12 protein-coding genes, 5 tRNA genes and 1 riboswitch are annotated in these 17,219 nt (G+C 61.6%); of the genes, 10 read left to right on the forward strand and 7 right to left on the reverse strand.

Annotated features, from left to right (window positions below; all coding sequences use genetic code 11):
* Positions 1–78 precede the first annotated feature (78 nt).
* The 6 genes from ABNP46_RS16655 (at position 79) to ABNP46_RS16680 (ending at position 5,119) form a co-directional block, all read left to right on the forward strand.
* Entirely contained in the window at positions 79–843 is a 765-nt protein-coding gene (locus tag ABNP46_RS16655) for a DUF3450 domain-containing protein (protein ID WP_349919328.1), read from the forward strand.
* Positions 840–2,213 carry a MotA/TolQ/ExbB proton channel family protein gene (locus tag ABNP46_RS16660; RefSeq protein WP_349919329.1) on the forward strand — a complete coding sequence of 458 codons (1,374 nt, stop codon included), beginning with the start codon at positions 840–842 and terminating at the stop codon, positions 2,211–2,213. The genes ABNP46_RS16655 and ABNP46_RS16660 overlap by 4 nt, the downstream gene beginning before the upstream one ends.
* A 9-nt stretch (positions 2,214–2,222) precedes the next feature.
* Positions 2,223–2,750 (forward strand): MotA/TolQ/ExbB proton channel family protein, encoded by a 528-nt coding sequence (locus tag ABNP46_RS16665; RefSeq protein ID WP_349919330.1) that lies wholly within the window; start codon positions 2,223–2,225, stop codon positions 2,748–2,750.
* 62 nt (positions 2,751–2,812) lie between these two features.
* Positions 2,813–3,220 carry an ExbD/TolR family protein gene (locus ABNP46_RS16670; protein ID WP_005327075.1) on the forward strand — a complete coding sequence of 136 codons (408 nt, stop codon included), beginning with the start codon at positions 2,813–2,815 and terminating at the stop codon, positions 3,218–3,220.
* A 16-nt stretch (positions 3,221–3,236) separates the two neighbouring features.
* Positions 3,237–3,872, forward strand: a complete 636-nt coding sequence (locus tag ABNP46_RS16675) for an energy transducer TonB (RefSeq protein WP_349919333.1) — start codon at positions 3,237–3,239, stop codon at positions 3,870–3,872.
* Positions 3,873–3,883: 11 nt separating this feature from the next.
* Positions 3,884–5,119 carry a tetratricopeptide repeat protein gene (locus ABNP46_RS16680; RefSeq protein WP_349919334.1) on the forward strand — a complete coding sequence of 412 codons (1,236 nt, stop codon included), beginning with the start codon at positions 3,884–3,886 and terminating at the stop codon, positions 5,117–5,119.
* Between the two features lie 204 nt (positions 5,120–5,323).
* Here ABNP46_RS16680 and ABNP46_RS16685 read toward each other — a convergent pair whose 3' ends face one another.
* A complete protein-coding gene (locus tag ABNP46_RS16685; RefSeq protein ID WP_349922541.1) occupies positions 5,324–8,326 on the reverse strand; it encodes a glycosyl hydrolase family 18 protein in 3,003 nt (1,000 codons plus the stop codon).
* Between the two features lie 146 nt (positions 8,327–8,472).
* Positions 8,473–8,554: riboswitch (cyclic di-GMP riboswitch) on the reverse strand.
* Positions 8,555–8,848: 294 nt separating this feature from the next.
* Between ABNP46_RS16685 and ABNP46_RS16690 the strand changes: the two genes are divergently transcribed.
* Positions 8,849–10,999: an ExeM/NucH family extracellular endonuclease gene (locus ABNP46_RS16690; RefSeq protein ID WP_349919335.1), complete on the forward strand. Its 2,151-nt coding sequence runs from the start codon at positions 8,849–8,851 to the stop codon at positions 10,997–10,999.
* A 149-nt stretch (positions 11,000–11,148) separates the two neighbouring features.
* On the opposite strand, the gene ABNP46_RS16695 is transcribed toward ABNP46_RS16690, so the two are convergent.
* From ABNP46_RS16695 to gltX, 6 genes are all read right to left on the reverse strand, one after another.
* Positions 11,149–11,224, reverse strand: a tRNA-Ala gene (locus ABNP46_RS16695).
* A 52-nt stretch (positions 11,225–11,276) separates the two neighbouring features.
* Positions 11,277–11,352, reverse strand: a tRNA-Ala gene (locus ABNP46_RS16700).
* Between the two features lie 51 nt (positions 11,353–11,403).
* Positions 11,404–11,479 (reverse strand) — tRNA-Ala (locus ABNP46_RS16705).
* Between the two features lie 64 nt (positions 11,480–11,543).
* Positions 11,544–11,619: transfer RNA gene (locus ABNP46_RS16710), tRNA-Ala, on the reverse strand.
* A gap of 28 nt (positions 11,620–11,647) precedes the next feature.
* Positions 11,648–11,723 (reverse strand) — tRNA-Ala (locus tag ABNP46_RS16715).
* A gap of 236 nt (positions 11,724–11,959) precedes the next feature.
* Positions 11,960–13,375 (reverse strand): glutamate--tRNA ligase, encoded by a 1,416-nt coding sequence (gene gltX, locus ABNP46_RS16720; protein ID WP_349919337.1) that lies wholly within the window; start codon positions 13,373–13,375, stop codon positions 11,960–11,962.
* 249 nt (positions 13,376–13,624) lie between these two features.
* Here gltX and ABNP46_RS16725 point away from each other — a divergent pair, with 249 nt between their 5' ends.
* From ABNP46_RS16725 to ABNP46_RS16735, 3 genes are all read left to right on the forward strand, one after another.
* Complete coding sequence (locus tag ABNP46_RS16725; RefSeq protein WP_349919339.1) at positions 13,625–15,727, forward strand: methyl-accepting chemotaxis protein; 2,103 nt, start codon at positions 13,625–13,627, stop codon at positions 15,725–15,727.
* 99 nt (positions 15,728–15,826) lie between these two features.
* Positions 15,827–16,492, forward strand: a complete 666-nt coding sequence (locus ABNP46_RS16730; RefSeq protein ID WP_349919340.1) for a LysM-like peptidoglycan-binding domain-containing protein — start codon at positions 15,827–15,829, stop codon at positions 16,490–16,492.
* Between the two features lie 293 nt (positions 16,493–16,785).
* The gene (locus ABNP46_RS16735) at positions 16,786–16,995 is read left to right on the forward strand and encodes a cold-shock protein (protein WP_005327092.1); all 210 of its coding nucleotides are present in this window, start codon (positions 16,786–16,788) and stop codon (positions 16,993–16,995) included.
* Positions 16,996–17,219 lie beyond the last annotated feature (224 nt).

A 17,219-nucleotide genomic window follows, 5' to 3' on the forward strand; every position in this document is an offset into this window, starting at 1 on the left:
CCACTGGGGTCGGCTTTGCCCAACATTCCAAGGAAGTAATGGAGATAGGGTAATCCTATGAAAACAAGGACTATTACAATGAAGAAAGCGCTCCTCGGCAGCCTGGTTTCCGCTGCCTTGCTGACCAGCTTCAATCTGAGTGCCGCCTCTGCCAACCAGGCCGTGGACACTCAAGCCGCCACCGACAATGCATCCAAAGTTTCCCAACAGAAGATCGACAACTACGCCGAGTCTGCCGAAACGGCCCTGGCGCAGTACAAGGCCGCCCTGCGTCAGGTCGACAGCCTGCGAACCTACAACGAGCAGGTCGGCAAGATGGTCGAGTCCCAGAGCAGCGAGCTGGCCTCCATGCAGCGCCAGATAGACCAGATCGATCAGACCAGCACCGAAGTGGTGCCCCTGATGCTCAAGATGATCGACTCCCTCGATCAGTTCGTCTCCCTGGATCTGCCGTTCCAGAAGGTGGAGCGCGAGGACCGCGTGGCCGCCCTGACCGATCTCATGAACCGGGCCGACGTCACCATCTCCGAGAAGTACCGCAAGATCCTCGAGGCCTACCAGATCGAAGAGGGCTTCAGCCGCACCATCGAATCCTACAAGGCGAGCCTGGACAAGGATGGCAGCGAGAAGACCTATGAGTTCCTGCGGGTCGGGCGCATCGCCCTGCTCTACCAGTCCCCGGATGGTAACGAGACCGGCATGTGGAACAAGAAGACCCGCCAATGGGAAGAGTTGCCCCAGGAGTATCGCAGTGCAGTAGAACAGGGCTTGCGTATTGCCAAGAAACAGGCGCCACCCGCCCTCATCAAGCTGCCGGTTCAAACTGCGGAGAAAGCATCATGAAAGGAATCAAACTGGCCATTGCCTCCCTGATTGCGGGAGCCACCCTGATCACCCTGCCGGTGACCGCCGCCGAGAAACCGGTGGATCTCAATGCCCTGCTGAGCCAGGTCAAAGCCGCCAGCACCAGCGAATCCCAGCTCAACAAGGAGCGGGAAGCCCGCTTCCTCGCGGACAAGAACGAGCAAGGGGCCCTGCTGGCCAAAGCCAAGGCCGAGCTTGCCGCCGAGACCGCCAAGGGCGAGCAGCTCAAAGCGACCTTCGACGCCAACGACAAGCAGTTGACCGAGCTGACCGAAACCCTGCGCCAGCGTTCCGGCAACATGGGAGAGATGTTCGGCGTACTGCGTCAGTTCGCCGGCGAGTTCAAGGGGATCTTCAACGCCTCCGCCCGCCGGGTCGAGCATCCGGAGCAGGCGGCGCTGCTGACTCGCCTCGCCGAGAGTAAAGAGCTGCCCTCCAGCGACGATCTGACCGCCTTCTGGACCGTCACCCTTGGCCGCATGGTCGATGGTGGCAAGGTAAGCCAGATCCCGGCCACCGTGGTCTACGGCGAGGGCAACCAGGCCGAGAAGACGGTCACCCAGATCGGCGAGTTCAACACCGTCTCCGATGGCAAGTACCTGACCTTCGTGCCGGAAACCGGCAAGTTCGAACAGCTGCCCCGTCAGCCGGACAGCAGCGTGCTGGAGCCGGTCGCCAAGTTTGAGCAGGGCGGCGGCGCCGTCGAGCCCATCTTCGTCGATCCGTCCCGCGGCGTGATCCTCTCCCTGCTGGTGCAGTCTCCGACCCTGAAGGAGCGCATCGATCAAGGGGGTGAAGTGGGCTACGTCATCATGGTACTCGGCGTGCTCGGTACCCTGCTGGCCCTGTTCTGTGGTGCCCGTCTGTCGCTGATCGGCGGCTCCATGCGCAAGCAGCTCAAATCCGAGCAGATCATCAAGGGCAACCCCATCGGCGAGATGCTGGAAGCTTACCAGGGCCATCGCGGTGACAACATCGAGGATCTGGAATCCAAGCTCGACGAGATCATCCTGCGCAACGTGCCCAAGTTCGAGAAGGGCATCAGCATCATCAAGCTGATCGCCTCCGTGGCCCCGCTGCTGGGTCTGCTGGGTACCGTGGTCGGCATGATCGCCACCTTCCAGGCCATCACCCTGTTCGGTACCGGCGATCCCAAGCTGATGGCAGGCGGCATCTCCGAGGCCCTGGTCACCACCATGCAAGGTCTGGTGGTCGCGGTGCCCATGCTGTTCCTCTACACCATTGTGCAGACCCAGAGCCGCCGTCTCATCCAGGTGCTGGAAGAGCAGAGCGCAGGCTTTGTGGCCCGCTACCAGGAGAGCCTGTACGCCGCCAAGGCTGCAGCCTAAGGAGTCACCATGTGGTTCTGGTTGATTGAAGAAGTCGAGTCGGTCCGCCGGTTTCTGGGATTGGGGGGCGACGTACTGGTCGCCCTGTTCATCCTGACCCTGATGATGTGGGCACTGCTGCTGGAGCGCTGGTTCTACTTCATGACCGTCTATCCCAAGCAGGTGAAGCAGACCAAGGCAACCTGGCTGGCCCGCAGCGACCATCTCTCCTGGTCGGCCAAGCAGATCCGGCGCGAGTTGGTCTCCCGGGTCGCCATGGCGGTGGACAAGGGGATGCCGATCATCAAGGTGCTGATCGCCCTCTGCCCGCTGATGGGGCTGCTGGGAACCGTGGTGGGCATGGTGCAGGTGTTCGACACCCTGGCCATCACCGGCACCGGTTCCCCCAGAGCGATGGCCTCGGGCATCTCCAAGGCGACGGTTCCGACCATGGCAGGCATGATTGCCGCCCTTTCCGGCCTGTTTTTTGTCAATCAGCTCGATCATAAAGCCAGGCTGGCGGTCGAGAAGCTGGAAGACAACCTGAAACACGGTTAATGCAGGATGCACTGGCCAGGCGGCACGCCGCCCGGCCATCAGTTAAGCAAGGAGTTTTTGCTATGAGAAAACGTCACAGCGACAGCGGTGCTGATGAGGCGGCCATCGATTTGACCCCCATGCTGGACATCGTGTTCATCATGCTGATCTTCTTCATCGTCACCACCTCATTCGTCAAGGAGTCCGGGGTGGAGATCAACCGTCCGAGCGCCAGCACGGCGGAGACGGTGAAGAAGGGGAACATCATGGTTGCGGTTCGCGAGAATGGTCAGGTCTGGGTCGACAAGCGGGTCGTCGAAGTGGGTGCCGTGCGTGCCAACATCGAGCGCCTGCGTGCCGAAAACCCGGAGAGTGCCGTGGTGATCCAGGCCGATACCGAATCCCGTTCCGGTCTGGTGGTCCAGGTCATGGATCAGATCCGCATGGCCGGTGTCCAGAACATCTCCATCGCGGCAAGCAAGAGCAGCTGACGCCGGAGCGAGCACCATGAGATACCTGATATCGATAGCGGTCTCCTGCGTGGTGGTGTTCTTCCTGTTTCTGGGAATGAACAAGCTCATCACGCCGGATCACCGGGAGCTGACGGAGCGTGAAGACGTCACCATGACGGACTTCATTCGCCTCAAGCCCCAGGAGACTCTGCAAGAGAAACAACGGGAACTGCCCAAGCCCCCGCCCCCGAACCGGCCCCCTCCCCCTCCTGAGATGGAAGTGGCCAGCACGGACCGGCCGCAGATGGAGAGTTCCCCCATGGACATGCCCAAACTCGACATCCCGGTCAACATTGGTGGCGGCAACGCCCTCGGTGCCTACAGCACGGGTGGCGGCGGTGGTGGCATCGGTGGCAACAACGGCGCCATTCCCATGGCGACCTTCGAGCCCATGATGCCCCGCAAGGCGGCCCTGGCGGGACTGGCGAGCGGCAAGGTGCTGGTGGAATTCACCGTCACCGAGCGCGGCACCGTCAGCAACGTGCGGATCGTCAAGGAAGAGCCACGCAGCTATGACCTCGGCAAGGAGGCCCGCAAGACCATCGCCAAATGGACGTTCAAACCGGCCATGGTCGATGGCAAGCCGCAGGCTTCCCGTATGCAGCAAGAGATCGAGTTCGCGGTCAACTAAGGAAGGTGGCGATGAAAAAGTTACATACCCTGATCCTCGCCCCGGTCGCCATGGCGGTGCTGCTCAGCACCGCCAGTTGGGCCGCCGAGCAACCCGCCCTCTCCGATCGCGCCTATCGCGCGGTCAACAAGGCGCAGGAATTGATCACCGAGAAGAAATACGGCGAGGCCAATGCCAAGCTGCAGGATGCGCTGTCCGGCGCAGGCGAGCGGGTCTACGACAAGGGCGTGATCCTGCAGACCCTGGGCTTCGTGGCCGCGCAACAGGAAAAATACGGCCAGGCGACCAAGTACTTCGCCGATGCCATCGCCACCGGCGGCCTGCCGCAGCCGGTGGCCCAGCAGGTGCGTTACAACCTGGCCCAGCTCTACATGGCGGAGGGAAACTTCAAGGCCTCCATCAGCACCATGAACCAGTGGTTCGCGAGCCTTGGCAAGGACGAGAAGCCCACCCCCCACGCCTACATCACCCTGGCCAACGCCCATGTGCAGCTCAAGCAGTACCGGGAAGCCATACCGGCGGTGGATCAGGCCATCAAGCTGTCGGGGGGCAAGGCGCCCGAGTCCTGGTATCTGCTCAAGATGGCGGCGCACTATGAGCTGAAACAGTACAAACCGGCCACCGAGGTGCTGACCGCCCTCATCGACCGGTATCCGGAGAAGAAGAAGTACTGGACCCAGCTCTCCGCCATGCACATGCAGGCGGGCAACGACGCCAAGGCACTGGCAGCGCTGGAGGGGGCTTATAACCTCGGCATGCTGACCGAGGCCAACGAGTTGCAGCGCCTCGCCAACTACCTGGCCTTTACCGGCATTCCCCATCGCGCCGCCAGGGTGATGGAAAAGGCCATGAAGGACGGGATCATCGAGGGCAGTGCGACCAACTACAAGACGCTGGCCAACTACTGGCATCAGGCCAAGGAGCTGGATCCGGCCATCGATACCCTGGCCAAGTCCTACAAGCTGGCCCCCAACGCCGAACTGCAGCTGAAGATGGCGCGCATGATGATCCAGAGCAAACGCTACCAGGATCTGGTGGCCTTCGCCGCCAAGCCGGCGGCCAATGCCAACGGGGAACAGCGGGCGGATCTGAAGTTCCTGACCGGGGTGGCTTATTTTGAGCAGCAGAAACCGAAGGAGGCGCTCTCCGCCTTCAGTCAGGCGGCTCAAAACGGCAGCGTCAGCGGCCGCGCCTCTCCCTGGATCAACTTCCTGAAGGAACAACAAGGGGGCGCCGTCACCCAGTGACATGCCAGGCGAAGCATTGGCTTCGCCATGCCTCCACGACACAAGGGGCTCTGCCCCACCAGTTGCCTTGGTGGCACATTGGCCGCTCTTCGGAGCGGTCTTTTTTATGGCCGTTTATCACGCTGACTCCTCATAAAAAAATCCGGAGCCAGGCTCCGGATTTGTCGTCTCTACGAGGCATCGGAAAGATGCCGCTTCATCACATCAGTAGTTGCACACCAGCTTCCAGCTGCCGTCACCGGCCTTGGGTTCGCTGCTGGTCCACCAGTTGGCCTGCCAGACCGCCTTGCCATTGGTCACGCGATCGTTGGCATTGGCGTGATCCCCCTGCGGCCAGCTCGGATAGGCCGGATAGCTCGCCGGGTTGACGCTCTGGCTGCTGCAGGTCGTGCCACCGTTGCCGCCATCACCGCCGCCCGTGCCCACCACGGCCTCGGCCAGCGCCGGGAAGTCAGCCTTGAGACCTATGGTCTGGCTGCCGACAATCAGGCGCACGCCGCTGGGCACACCCGCCGCCGGCAGGTAGTAGGTCATGGCTACTTCGACGTCGGAACCCGGTGCCCAGGCCTTCCAGGTCGGCAGCGTCATGGCCACCTTGTGGAAGTCCTTCTCGCCCGCGATGCCATCGGAGTTCTGGTTGCCACCGCTCTCCACCACCTTCAGCCCCATGCCACTCTGATCCGTGATGGTGTCAGAGGTGGAGGTGGGTACCAGGAACTCGATACGCGTACCACCCGGAATGGTCTGGGTCGACTTGTTCGTCAGTTTGAGGGTGGGGTTGATCGGGTAGTTGGAATCTCCTTCCTTGAAACCGGAGAGGCTGACAGCGATATCGAGCTGGGCCGCCGGGGCAGGCAGATCGTTCTGCTTCAGGTTGGGCGGTGTGGCCGCCTTGAACTTGTCATAGGCGAGACTGGTCAGGGTGCTGCCCATCACATACTCGTTCTTGGCCGGATCGAAGTCATAGTCCCCCGCCATCTCCCAGAACATGACGCCCCCCAGGCCCCGCTTGACGATGTAGTCCAGCTTCTTGCCCATGGACTCTTCATCTTCAGTGGAGAGGAACACCTTCTTCTGCTCGTTCCACAGCCAGGGTACCTGCGCCTTGTCGTCGAAGTAGCGCACATACTGGCCCTGGATCACATCGGCAGGATCATTGGGATCCAGACCCCAGGCGGTGCCATAGCTCGGCAGCGTGGTGATGCCGAGGCTGGCCGCATGCTCCAGGTTCTTGGCGTGCCACATGGGCACGGCACCAGCGCCGATCTCTTTGCCGTTCTTGTCCAGATCATGCCAGATGTTGTCGATCCCGACTGCACCGTTGCCGCAAGGAATGGTGCTGCCACCGGTGCCCGGCTGACAGTTGCTCTGACTCGGCAGGGCCGCCTTGCCATTGAGACCATGAGTCCCGCCGGTCACCCCTTGCCAGCCACGGGTGTAATAGGGCACCCCGATGTTGATCTTGCCAGCTGCCAGGGCGCCACGGAAGTAGTGGGCCGCCCAGGCGGAGTTCAGGTAGCCGATGGCGCCGTACTGGGCCTGGCTGTAGACACCCCATTGAGCCAGCTCGGGATCCGCCTTGTTGTCGAACAGGGCGGCGTTGTGAGCCACGAAGTTGTTCCAGGCACCGTGGAAGTCATAGGTCATCAGGTTGACGTAATCGAGATACTGGGTGACCTGGAAGTTCTCCATGCCGCGCAACAGGTAGGCCGAGGCCGGCGAGGCGATGGTCAGCATGTACTTGCGGCCATCCTCGGTACCGGCCGTATCCAACTTGCCCCTTAGGGTCTTCATCAACACTTCGTAGTTGGCAAACAGCTTGGCCCGGCACTGGTTGGAGAGGGGGAAGTCGTTGGGGTTGCCCGCATCCTTCATGGAGGTGGGGTATTCATAGTCCACATCCACCCCGTCAAAGCCGTACTGACGGATGAAGCTCACCGCGGAATCGGCGAAGGCGTTGATGCCGGCGGTGTTGACTGTGCAGTCACCCTTGGTGGTGGCAGTGTAGAAGCCGCGGGTATCGGCCCAGCCCCCGACCGAGATCAGGGTCTTCACGTCCGGATACTGCTTCTTGTACTTGGAGAGCAGGTTGAAGTGGCCCTGATAGGCGAACTCGGGATCCATCTCGGCACCCGGCACCCCGCTCCAGGTCATCTTGGTGGCGGCGTCATCCACCTTGATGGTGTGGCTCTGCTCGTCCACAGCCGCGAAGGCGTAGTTGATGTGGGTGATCTTGTCCCAGGGAATGTCATTCACCAGGTAGGCGGGCAGGCCGTTCTTGCCGGTACGCCAGGAGGTGAAGTAGCCGATGACCCGGCGAGCATGGTCATCCCCCATGCACTCGCTGCCATCGGCGCGGTAGATCTGGCGCACATCGCAGGAGAGGTTGCCGCCGGTGGGCGGCAGCGCCGCCTCTTCCACCTGCACATCCACCTGGGCGGACTCGCCCACCAGATTGCCCTTGTCGGTGGCGACCAGCTTGAGGCCGGTCAGCCCCTTGGCCTGGGGTGTCCAGTTCACCTGCCAGGGCGCGCTGGTATCCTCGCCCACCTTCTGGCCGTTCACGAACAGCTCGACCTTGGCCACGTCGTTGTTGGCATCGGTGACGTTGCCACTCACCGCCGTGCTGCGACCCAGCGTCACCTTGGCACCGGCAGCCGGGCTCGCGAGGCTCACCTTCGGCGCCTCGGGCGCCACCACGGCGGCGACGTTGAAGCTGACATCCGCCTCGCCGAGCACCTTGCCATCCTTGTCCAGCGCCCGGGATTTCAGTTGATGGGCACCGACACCGCTGGCAGTCCAGCTCGCCGACCAGGGGGCTGCGCTGCTCACCGCGACCTGGGTGCCATCGATCAGATATTCGACCTTGACCAGGGCGCTGCTGTTGCCGCCAAGGGTCACCGCCAGGGCGACCGGGGCACCTTCATTGAAAGCGCTACCAGCGGCGGGCGAGCCAATGGCCAGCGTCAGACCCGGCGTCGTGCTGCCGTCGGTGAACGGCTTCCAGGCATCCGCCCAGACGGTGCCCACCCCGGGGGCATAGTGGTAGGACGAAGCGCCGCACCAGCCGGAGTAGGGGAATTCCTTGCATTCATAGAGGTTGCCTACGTTGCTGACGATATCGCCAGCCTTGTAGGCGGTACCGGCCTGATAGGCGGGATAGGCGGCCTGCGCCCAGCCGGGCATGGTCGCAAGGGCAACCAGCATGGCGAGCCTGCTGGGCCTGAGGGTCTGTTGCATCTTGTTATCTTCCTTGTTGGTCTTGGCTTTTAATGACCGGGCAAAGGGCAACAGCAACAGGCGAAAAGGGGTCGACAACAGGCCATGGACGGGCCACATACCCTCATGTCACCCGGGGGAACCCCGCTATCTGTCATCGCTGGCAGACCGGAGGCTTTGCGTCTCGACATCACTGTCGGTTTGCTCTTTACCTGGGTTCCGTGAGGAACAGCCCGAGTATAGGAAGCAAGTGACAAACACTCAATCTTCATTCTCGATGAGAAATATGTAAACGCTGGCGGGCTCACACTATTTCATCCGCGATGAAATGACATTTTTATCATTATTTTCATAACGTTAGCTGTGTCAAAAAAATTGAAACAGCCTCTTTTGCTTCCCCATTCTGTGCGCTGGTTCACTGGTATGAGCAGCCAGAAGTGTGACAATGCGCGCCCTTGGTTCAGGCACCAAGGCTATGGAATCACTGGCAAAAATAAAAAAGGAAACACAATGAAAGGTACCCCTACCCTGCTGTCACTGGCCGTGGGGCTCGCGCTCGCGTCCCCGTCACTCCAGGCCGCCGGCTTCAGCTGCCCGGCCGACAGCGCCCTCACCCCCATCCCCGCCATCCAGGGCAGTGGCGACAAGAGCCCCCTCATCCCGGACGGCCAGTTTGAAAGCAATCAGAGCGTCTCGGTGAAAGCCGTGGTCAGCGCCCTCGGCGAAAGTCTGAACAAGGGCTTCTACCTGCAAGACGTGCAGGGGGATGGAGACCCCCAGACTTCGGATGGCATCTTCGTCTACCTCAACGACAAGAACTTCGCGACCAAGTACCCGGGCATCAAGCCGGGGGCCGAAGTCTGTCTGGAGGCCAAGGTCGAAGAGTATTACAACCATACCCAGCTCAAGCCCGTCCTCGACGCTAGCACTCCCCGCCTGCAGGTGCTGGCTCAGGGCACTGTCCCCGCCGCCACGGCGCTGCGGGTGCTGGAGGGGGAAACCCTGGCCCGGGCGCTGGAGCGCCACGAGGGGATGCGGGTGCGCCTCGATGCGGGCAGTGAGCTCAAAATCAGCCGCAACTTCAGCTACGACTATGCCGCCCGTCGCAACAACCTGGTGCTCTCCCACCTGGCGCCCCTGATGAAACCGACCCAGTTGCACGTGGCGGGTAGCGACCAGGCCAAGGCATTGGCCGAGGCCAATGGGGGCAACCGGGTGTTCCTCGAATCGGACTTCAAGGCCGCCGATGGCAAGCTGCCCTGGCTGCCCGCCTGGGAGCCGGAGCAGGGCTACCTGCGGGTCGGCGATGCCCCGGTCAACCTGGAGGCCCTGGTTGGCTACAGCTACAACGAATACCGGCTGATCGTGCCCAAGGATCAGACCATCACGGTCGGGGACCTGCTGCGCACCGACGAGAACGATCGCCAGCGCGCCCCTGCCCGCACCGCCGGCACGGATCTGCGGGTCGGCAGCTTCAACGTGCTCAACTACTTCACCAGCCACTCCAGCGTGGGCGGTGCCCTCAACGTGCTGTGCAAGGATCAGGCGGATGCGGACAGCGCCAAGGGTTGCAACCGCGGCGCCAAGAACCTGGAAGACTTCCAGCAACAGCGCACCAAGATAGTCAACGCCATCACCGAGATGGACGCAGATCTGCTCGGCCTGATGGAAATGGAGAACAACGGCTTCGACGAGCACTCCGCCATCAGCGACCTGGTCAAGAGCCTCAACGCCCAGCAGAAAGACGCGAGCCAGCACTACGCCTTCGTCAGTTTGCCCAAGGCCCAGCTTGGTCAAGAACGCTACTTCGGCGGCGACGCCATCATGGTGGCCATGCTCTATCGCCCGGCCAAGCTGACCCCGAGCGGGGACGCCGGCGTGATCCCGCTGCCGGAGCAGCGTTACACCGTCGGTGGCGTCGCCAAGACCGCCGGTCAGCGCGACTCCCTGGTACAGAGCTTCACCGTGGCGGGCAGCAAGGATCCCCTGACCCTAGTGGTCAACCATCTGAAATCCAAGGGATCGGGCTGCTACGAGAACGGGGATGGCAAGACCGAGCCCGCCGACCTGCAAGGCAAGTGCACCGAGTTCCGGGTCAGTGCCGCCAAGGTGCTGGGCGAGGCGGTGAGCAAGCTGCCGGGCCAGGTGCTGCTGGTGGGGGACTTCAACTCCTACGCCAAGGAAGACCCGATCCGGGTGCTGACCGACTATGCGCCGGCCAGCAGCGATCGCAAGATCCGCTCCGCCTCCCACACCTTCCTCGGTGAGCAGGCCTATGAGCAGATCGGCCAGGAGGTGGCCAAGAGCTATGGTCTGGTGGATTTGAACGTCAAGTTCAACCAGGAGAAAGCGATCTCCTACAGCTATGAGGCGGAGCTCGGCACCCTGGACTATGCCCTCGCCAACCCGACGCTGGCCAAGAAGGTGGTAGCCGTTGCCGACTGGCACATCAACTCCTACGAGAGCAACCTGTTCGAATACGGTCGGGGCTTCACCGGCGACATGGTCAAGTCCGACAACCCGTTCAGCGCCTCGGATCACGATCCCATCATCGTCGATCTCAAGCTGCAGGAGCCGAGCAAGGACGGCGGTGGCGGTGCCATGGGCGCCCTGCTGCTGGCCCTGTTGCCCCTGGCCTGGCGCCGCCGACACAGCTCATGATGTACGCTGCATAACGAAAAAAGCCCGCGACAGTCGCGGGCTTTCTCATGTTGGTCATTTGATTTGTAAATGAAGAGACGGCAATCATGAAAATAATAAATGACTGAGAAAACAAAAAGGCCACCGCGATAACGGTGGCCTTGAGTGTTTGGTGGAGCTACGCGGGATCGAACCGCGGACCTCTTGCATGCCATGCAAGCGCTCTCCCAGCTGAGCTATAACCCCGAAACTTCGTCATTCAACAAACGGTTCTGGATACCGTCTGCCTCTTCAATAATGGTGGAGCTACGCGGGATCGAACCGCGGACCTCTTGCATGCCATGCAAGCGCTCTCCCAGCTGAGCTATAACCCCGAAACTTCGTCACTCGACAAACGGTTCTGGACGCCGTCTGCCTTTCAATAATGGTGGAGCTACGCGGGATCGAACCGCGGACCTCTTGCATGCCATGCAAGCGCTCTCCCAGCTGAGCTATAACCCCACAAAGGTCGGCCTGGGTGATACACACCGCACTGCCCTGAGTACTGCATTGTCAATTTGGAACCTGGTGGAGCTACGCGGGATCGAACCGCGGACCTCTTGCATGCCATGCAAGCGCTCTCCCAGCTGAGCTATAACCCCTTGGATTCCAGATTGTTCGAGGAGAATTTGGTGGAGCTACGCGGGATCGAACCGCGGACCTCTTGCATGCCATGCAAGCGCTCTCCCAGCTGAGCTATAACCCCAACTCACCTCGGCGCTACCAAAGTTATCTCTGGCAACGGAGGCGCATGATAGGCATCACCCGCTTTGCTGTCAACCCTAAAATACCACCGGCCGGAGCGTTTAGTCAAAATTCAGGCAGTTCGCTGTTTTTACCGCCAACCTCATCGCTATCTCTCTGTTTTATGTCACAAATCCGACTGAGGCTCAAAAACAAAGGGCCCCCGTTCGGGAGCCCTTTTGCGTCATTCACAGAGGCTTATTCGGCAGCCATGCGCGCTTCGATATACGCCAAGGCGCGATCGATACGGGCCAGGACACGCTCCTTGCCCACCAGCGCCATCACGGCGTCGATAGCCGGGGATTGGCCCAGACCGGTGACGGCAACCCGCAGCGGCATGCCGACCTTGCCCATGCCCTGCCCCAGCTCGGCAGCGGTGGCTTCAATCAGCTCGTGCAGCGCTTCGGTGGTCCAGGTTTCCAGGGCGGCCAGCTTGCTCTTGGCCAGGGTCAGCGGCTCGGCCGCCACACCGCGCAGGTGCTTCTTGGCGGCGGCTTCGTCGAGTGCTTCGTACTCTTCGAACAGGTAGCGGCTCTGGGCGGCCACCTCCACCAGGGTGTTGCAGCGCTCCGCCAGCAGGGTCACTACTTGTGGCAAGGCGGGGCCATTGCGGGTGTCGATGTTCTGGGCGGCCATGTGCCACTCCAGATACTTGGCGACATGGACCGGATCCTGGGTGCGCATGTAGTGGTTGTTCAGCCACAGCAGCTTGTCGGTGTTGAAGGCGGAAGCCGACTTGGAGATGGCGTCCAGGCTGAACAGCTTGATCATCTCGTCCAGGCTGAAGATCTCCTGATCGCCGTGGGACCAGCCCAGACGTACCAGATAGTTCAGCAGGGCTTCCGGCAGGTAGCCGTCGTCACGGTACTGCATGACGGAGACGGCACCGTGGCGCTTGGAGAGCTTGGCACCGTCGTCACCCAGGATCATGGAGACGTGGGCGAATTCCGGCACGGGTGCGTTCAGGGCCTTGTAGATGTTGATCTGGCGCGGGGTGTTGTTGATGTGATCTTCGCCACGCACCACGTGGGTGATCTCCATGTCCCAGTCGTCCACCACCACGCAGAAGTTGTAGGTGGGGGCACCGTCGGTACGGCGGATGATGAGATCGTCAAGCTCGGTGTTGGCAAACTCGATGCGGCCGCGCACGTGGTCATCGAACACCACAGAGCCTTCGGTCGGGTTGCGGAAGCGAATGACGTGGGGCGCATCGGCCGGGTGATCGTGGGCGTGGTCGCGGCACTTGCCGTCGTAGCGGGGCTTCTCGCCATTGGCCATCTGGCCTTCACGCAGGGCCTCCAGCCGCTCCTTGGAGCAGAAGCACTTGTAGGCGCGACCGTCCGCCAGCATCTCGTCGATGAGGCCGTTGTAGCGATCGAAACGCTTGGTCTGGTAGTAGGGGCCCTCATCCCAGTTCAGCTCCAGCCATTCCATGCCTTCCATGATGGCGTCGATCGCCTCCTGGGTGGAACGTTCCAGATCGGTATCCTCGATACGCAGCACGAACTCACCGCCCTGGCTCTTTGCAAACAACCAGGAATAGAGTGCGGTACGGGCACCGCCGACATGCAAGAAGCCGGTCGGGCTGGGAGCAAAACGGGTTTTGACTTTCATCTTTAAGCCTTGTGTGGAGGGCCTTGGGCCAATTCATTAAAAAACCGCCGCATTTTAGCACCGAGACACCCGGATGGGAAAACCATGGCACAACCAGGAGGAAAATAGGGCCCTGCAGCACAAAGACCACTATTTATGAGTGGGATCTCAGAAGCCGACCTCTTTTTCCGCTTAGCTAGCGAGGAACGCTGGAGAAATCCTCTGTCCTGCCGATAATTCCAACAACTCAGACCCTACAAGGAACGCAAGATGCAGTTTCGTTCTATTCAGAATCGCATCCTGGTGATGGCGGGGATCGCCATGACCACGGCTTTGGTCATCCTGATCCTGCTCAACCAATACTCGGGCAAGCAGACCCAGCAACTGACCATCGCCTCCAGCCGCGCCGCCCTGCAACAGGAAGCCTGGCAGAAGGTGAGCGCCAACGCCCGCGCCGAGGCTGCCACCATCACCCAGCTGCTGCAGAAGGGGCTCTCCTATACCCAGCAGATGGCCAGCGTCTTCGCCCAGCAGCAAGGGGGCAAGCTGCCGCTCGATCGCCAGCAGGCCACGGATCTGCTCAAGGCCCAGCTCGCCCTGGAGCCCCAGCTGTACGGCGCCTTCGCCGGTTTCGAACCGGGCGGCTTCGACGGCCAGGATGCACTCTTCGCCGGTCAGACGGCCCTTGGCAGTGACAGCACCGGCCGCTTCGTCCCCTATTTCTACCGTGACAAGGACGGCATAGGCACCGATCTGCTGCTCTCCATCGACAAGAGCGACGCGGACGAGTTCGGCAACCCGGCCAACGACTACTACGCCTGCCCGAAACGGGAGGGGCGCTCCTGCCTCATCGATCCCTTCAAGGTGGACATCAACGGCCAGCAGGTGCTGGTGAGCACCATCACCACCCCCATCCTGCTGGACGGCCAGTTCAAGGGGATAGCGGCGCTGGATCTGGCGGTGGACTCCATCAGCCGTCAGGCCCAGTCCCTCAACAGCAACATTTATGACGGCAAGGGGGAGACCCTGATCGTCAGTGCCGCCGGCGTCATCACCGGCACCAGCGGTGACGCCAGCCTGCTCGGCAGCCGTGCCGACAAGCTGCTCGGGGATGGCTGGCAGCAGTACCTCAAGCCCGAGGTGCAGCGCCAGGAGCTCACCGATGCGTTTCGCATCTCGGTGCCCATCATGGTGCCGGGCATGAGCCGCAACTGGGCCATCATCGTCACCCTGCCCTACAAGGTGGTGCTGGCGGGGGCCGATGAGCTGGCGGCCAAGCTCGCCGACATGAACCGCGCCGCCATGACCCAGCAACTCATCGGCGCCCTGCTGGTGCTGGTGCTTGGCCTCGCCACCATGGTGGTGATCGCCCGCAGCATCACGGGCCCCATCCGCCAGATGGTCAGCCTGGTGGATGACATCGCCGACGGCGAGGGGGATCTCACCAAACGTCTCAATACCCAGTCCCGGGACGAGCTGGGGGCCTTGGCCCGCGGCATCAACCGTTTCATCGACAAGTTGCAGCACCTGCTCGGGGATGTGCAGAAGACCGCGACCGAGGTACACCGCTACGCCGGTGACACCGATCGCATCGCCGGCCAGACCGACACCAACCTGCAGCATCACCAGGCGGAGATGGAACAGATGCTGACCGCGGTGCAGGAGATGTCTTACGTGAGCCAGGAGGTGGCCACCCACGCCAACAACACCGCCGACTCGGCCAAGCAGGCCCAGGGGGCGGCGGATCAGGGCAAGGTGCGCTTCCAGCAGGTGATCCAGTCCATGCACAGGGTCGCCGCCGAATCGGGCAAGGGCGCCGAGGTGGTCGAGGGGCTGGCCCATGACAGCGAGCAGATCACCAGCATCCTCACCGTCATTCAGGGCATCGCCGATCAGACCAACCTGCTGGCGCTCAACGCCGCCATCGAGGCGGCCAGGGCGGGCGAGCAGGGCCGCGGCTTCGCCGTGGTGGCCGACGAGGTGCGCAAGCTGGCGGGCAACACCCAGCAGGCGGTGCAGAACACCCAGGAGCTGATCGAGAAGATCCGCCACAGTTCCACCAATGCGGTGAGCGCCATCCAGCAGAGCCAACAGTTGACCCATCAGGCGGTGAACGAGGCGGATCTGGCGGAAGCCGCGCTCGACAGCATCTTCCAGGCCATCGCCACCATCAACGACATGACCTACCAGATCGCCTCCGCCGCCGAGGAGCAGAGCTCGGTTTCCGAGACCGTCTCCGGCAATCTGTCAAAAACCAACGCACTGGCCAACGACATCGCCCAGGATGCGACCAACACCGCCCAGGCAAGCCAGGCCTTGCGCCAGGCGGCCGAACGTTTACAGCAATTGCTCGGACAATTCCGTCTCAGTTGATAATTTTCCTACTCTGGACTCTCCCCCTCGGGGGCGAGTCCGTTTACCATAGGCGGCATATTTGCCTGATGGCAGGCAATGTAGTGAGAGGTAAATGCCGTGCCCACCCCGGACCGTCGCCCACGTGGCCATAACAGACGAGCCCAGCAGCGTCGCCAAGACGAATCACAAGGAAACCTGCTCCATCGTATCAATGCCGCTACCCTGCCCCTGCGCCAGCGCCTCGGTCAGGGCCTGAGCGGCCTAAAATCCAGCAAGGAACCCAGCACCAAGTCCTTCAAGCTGGCGAGCCCGCTGCCTCGCAAGCACACCATAGGCCTGCTGGTGCTGATCCCGCTCTGGCTGCTGGTGCTCGCCTGGGAGCCTGCCCCTGCGGCCCCGACCGCCGCCCCGTCAGGCTCCCTCGCGGTGCCGCTGGCGGTGCCGACCCAGGCCCTGACCGTCGGCAATGGCAGCACGGGCAGCGCACCGGTAGCCGCCAAACCGGTGGAAGAGAAGGTTGACGGCACCTGGCTGCAGCACGACGTGCAGGCCGGTGAGACGCTCTACTCCATCTTCCGCAAGTTCGAACTGCCGGGGGCCGAGCTTAGCCGCCTGATCGCCATCGAGGGGCCGGACAGGCCGCTGACCCGATTGCAGTCCGGCAAGTCGGTGTTCGTGCTGGTTGATGCCGGCCGCCGCATCCAGCGGGTCGAGGTTCGCTCCTTCGGGCAGGTGAACTACCGCTACGATCGGCAAGGGGAAGGGTTCGCGCTCAAGGAGTGAGGCCCGGCCTGACTTTATCAATGCAAACGGGAGGCGCCATGCCTCCCGTTTTTCATCCCGCCGCCCGAAATACCTCGTTGATGCGTCAATACTTTTAGCTTGCTCAAAAAATGAAAAGTGCCAAATTGACAAGGGATCGACCTTACGTACAATCGTTTGTGCTTTAAACAGGGAAGAACTACATCCGGCTGGAACACATCGACGTAGTCAGTCATGGGTAGGCCCCTGCTTTCCTAAGCAAATGCTGCCCAACAAGGCGTTAGTTTCATTTTGTTATAGATAGGACTTAGCACATGTCTGACATTCGCACCGGCCAAGTAAAATGGTTCAACGAAACCAAGGGTTTTGGCTTCATCGAGCAATCCCAGGGACCGGACGTATTCGTTCACTTCTCCTCCATCCAGAGCACAGGTTTCAAGACCCTGGCTGAAGGTCAAAAAGTCCAGTTCACCGTGACCCAGGGCAAGAAAGGCCCCCAGGCTGAGAACGTCACCCTGCTCTAAGCCGCGTCCGTGAACCCGTAGGAGGAGCCTTGGCCCCTCCTATTTTTTTGCCCGCCGTTTCCCTGCCAGCACGAGCCAGTGCCCCATCCACCACGCAGATCGTCTTATAGACAGAGATAAGGGCAGCGCTCACCGAACGCTGGAAACGACAAATCATCGCGCCGCGATGTCATTGCTAATGCAAATGGAGGATGAGGACTTCGAGGAGAGATTGAATTCGAAGA

The sequence above is a fragment of the Aeromonas veronii genome (genome assembly GCF_040215105.1).
GTDB classification, from domain to species: domain Bacteria; phylum Pseudomonadota; class Gammaproteobacteria; order Enterobacterales; family Aeromonadaceae; genus Aeromonas; species Aeromonas veronii_G.

Bases quoted from the DNA above. Each gene is read 5' to 3' on its own strand.
- ABNP46_RS16655 (WP_349919328.1), top strand. From the start codon at position 79: ATGAAGAAAGCGCTCCTCGGCAGCCTGGTTTCCGCTGCCTTGCTGACC.
- ABNP46_RS16660 (WP_349919329.1), top strand. From the start codon at position 840: ATGAAAGGAATCAAACTGGCCATTGCCTCCCTGATTGCGGGAGCCACC.
- ABNP46_RS16665 (WP_349919330.1), top strand. From the start codon at position 2,223: ATGTGGTTCTGGTTGATTGAAGAAGTCGAGTCGGTCCGCCGGTTTCTG.
- ABNP46_RS16670 (WP_005327075.1), top strand. From the start codon at position 2,813: ATGAGAAAACGTCACAGCGACAGCGGTGCTGATGAGGCGGCCATCGAT.
- ABNP46_RS16675 (WP_349919333.1), top strand. From the start codon at position 3,237: ATGAGATACCTGATATCGATAGCGGTCTCCTGCGTGGTGGTGTTCTTC.
- ABNP46_RS16680 (WP_349919334.1), top strand. From the start codon at position 3,884: ATGAAAAAGTTACATACCCTGATCCTCGCCCCGGTCGCCATGGCGGTG.
- ABNP46_RS16685 (WP_349922541.1), bottom strand. From the start codon at position 8,326: ATGCTGGTTGCCCTTGCGACCATGCCCGGCTGGGCGCAGGCCGCCTAT.
- ABNP46_RS16690 (WP_349919335.1), top strand. From the start codon at position 8,849: ATGAAAGGTACCCCTACCCTGCTGTCACTGGCCGTGGGGCTCGCGCTC.
- gltX (WP_349919337.1), bottom strand. From the start codon at position 13,375: ATGAAAGTCAAAACCCGTTTTGCTCCCAGCCCGACCGGCTTCTTGCAT.
- ABNP46_RS16725 (WP_349919339.1), top strand. From the start codon at position 13,625: ATGCAGTTTCGTTCTATTCAGAATCGCATCCTGGTGATGGCGGGGATC.
- ABNP46_RS16735 (WP_005327092.1), top strand. From the start codon at position 16,786: ATGTCTGACATTCGCACCGGCCAAGTAAAATGGTTCAACGAAACCAAG.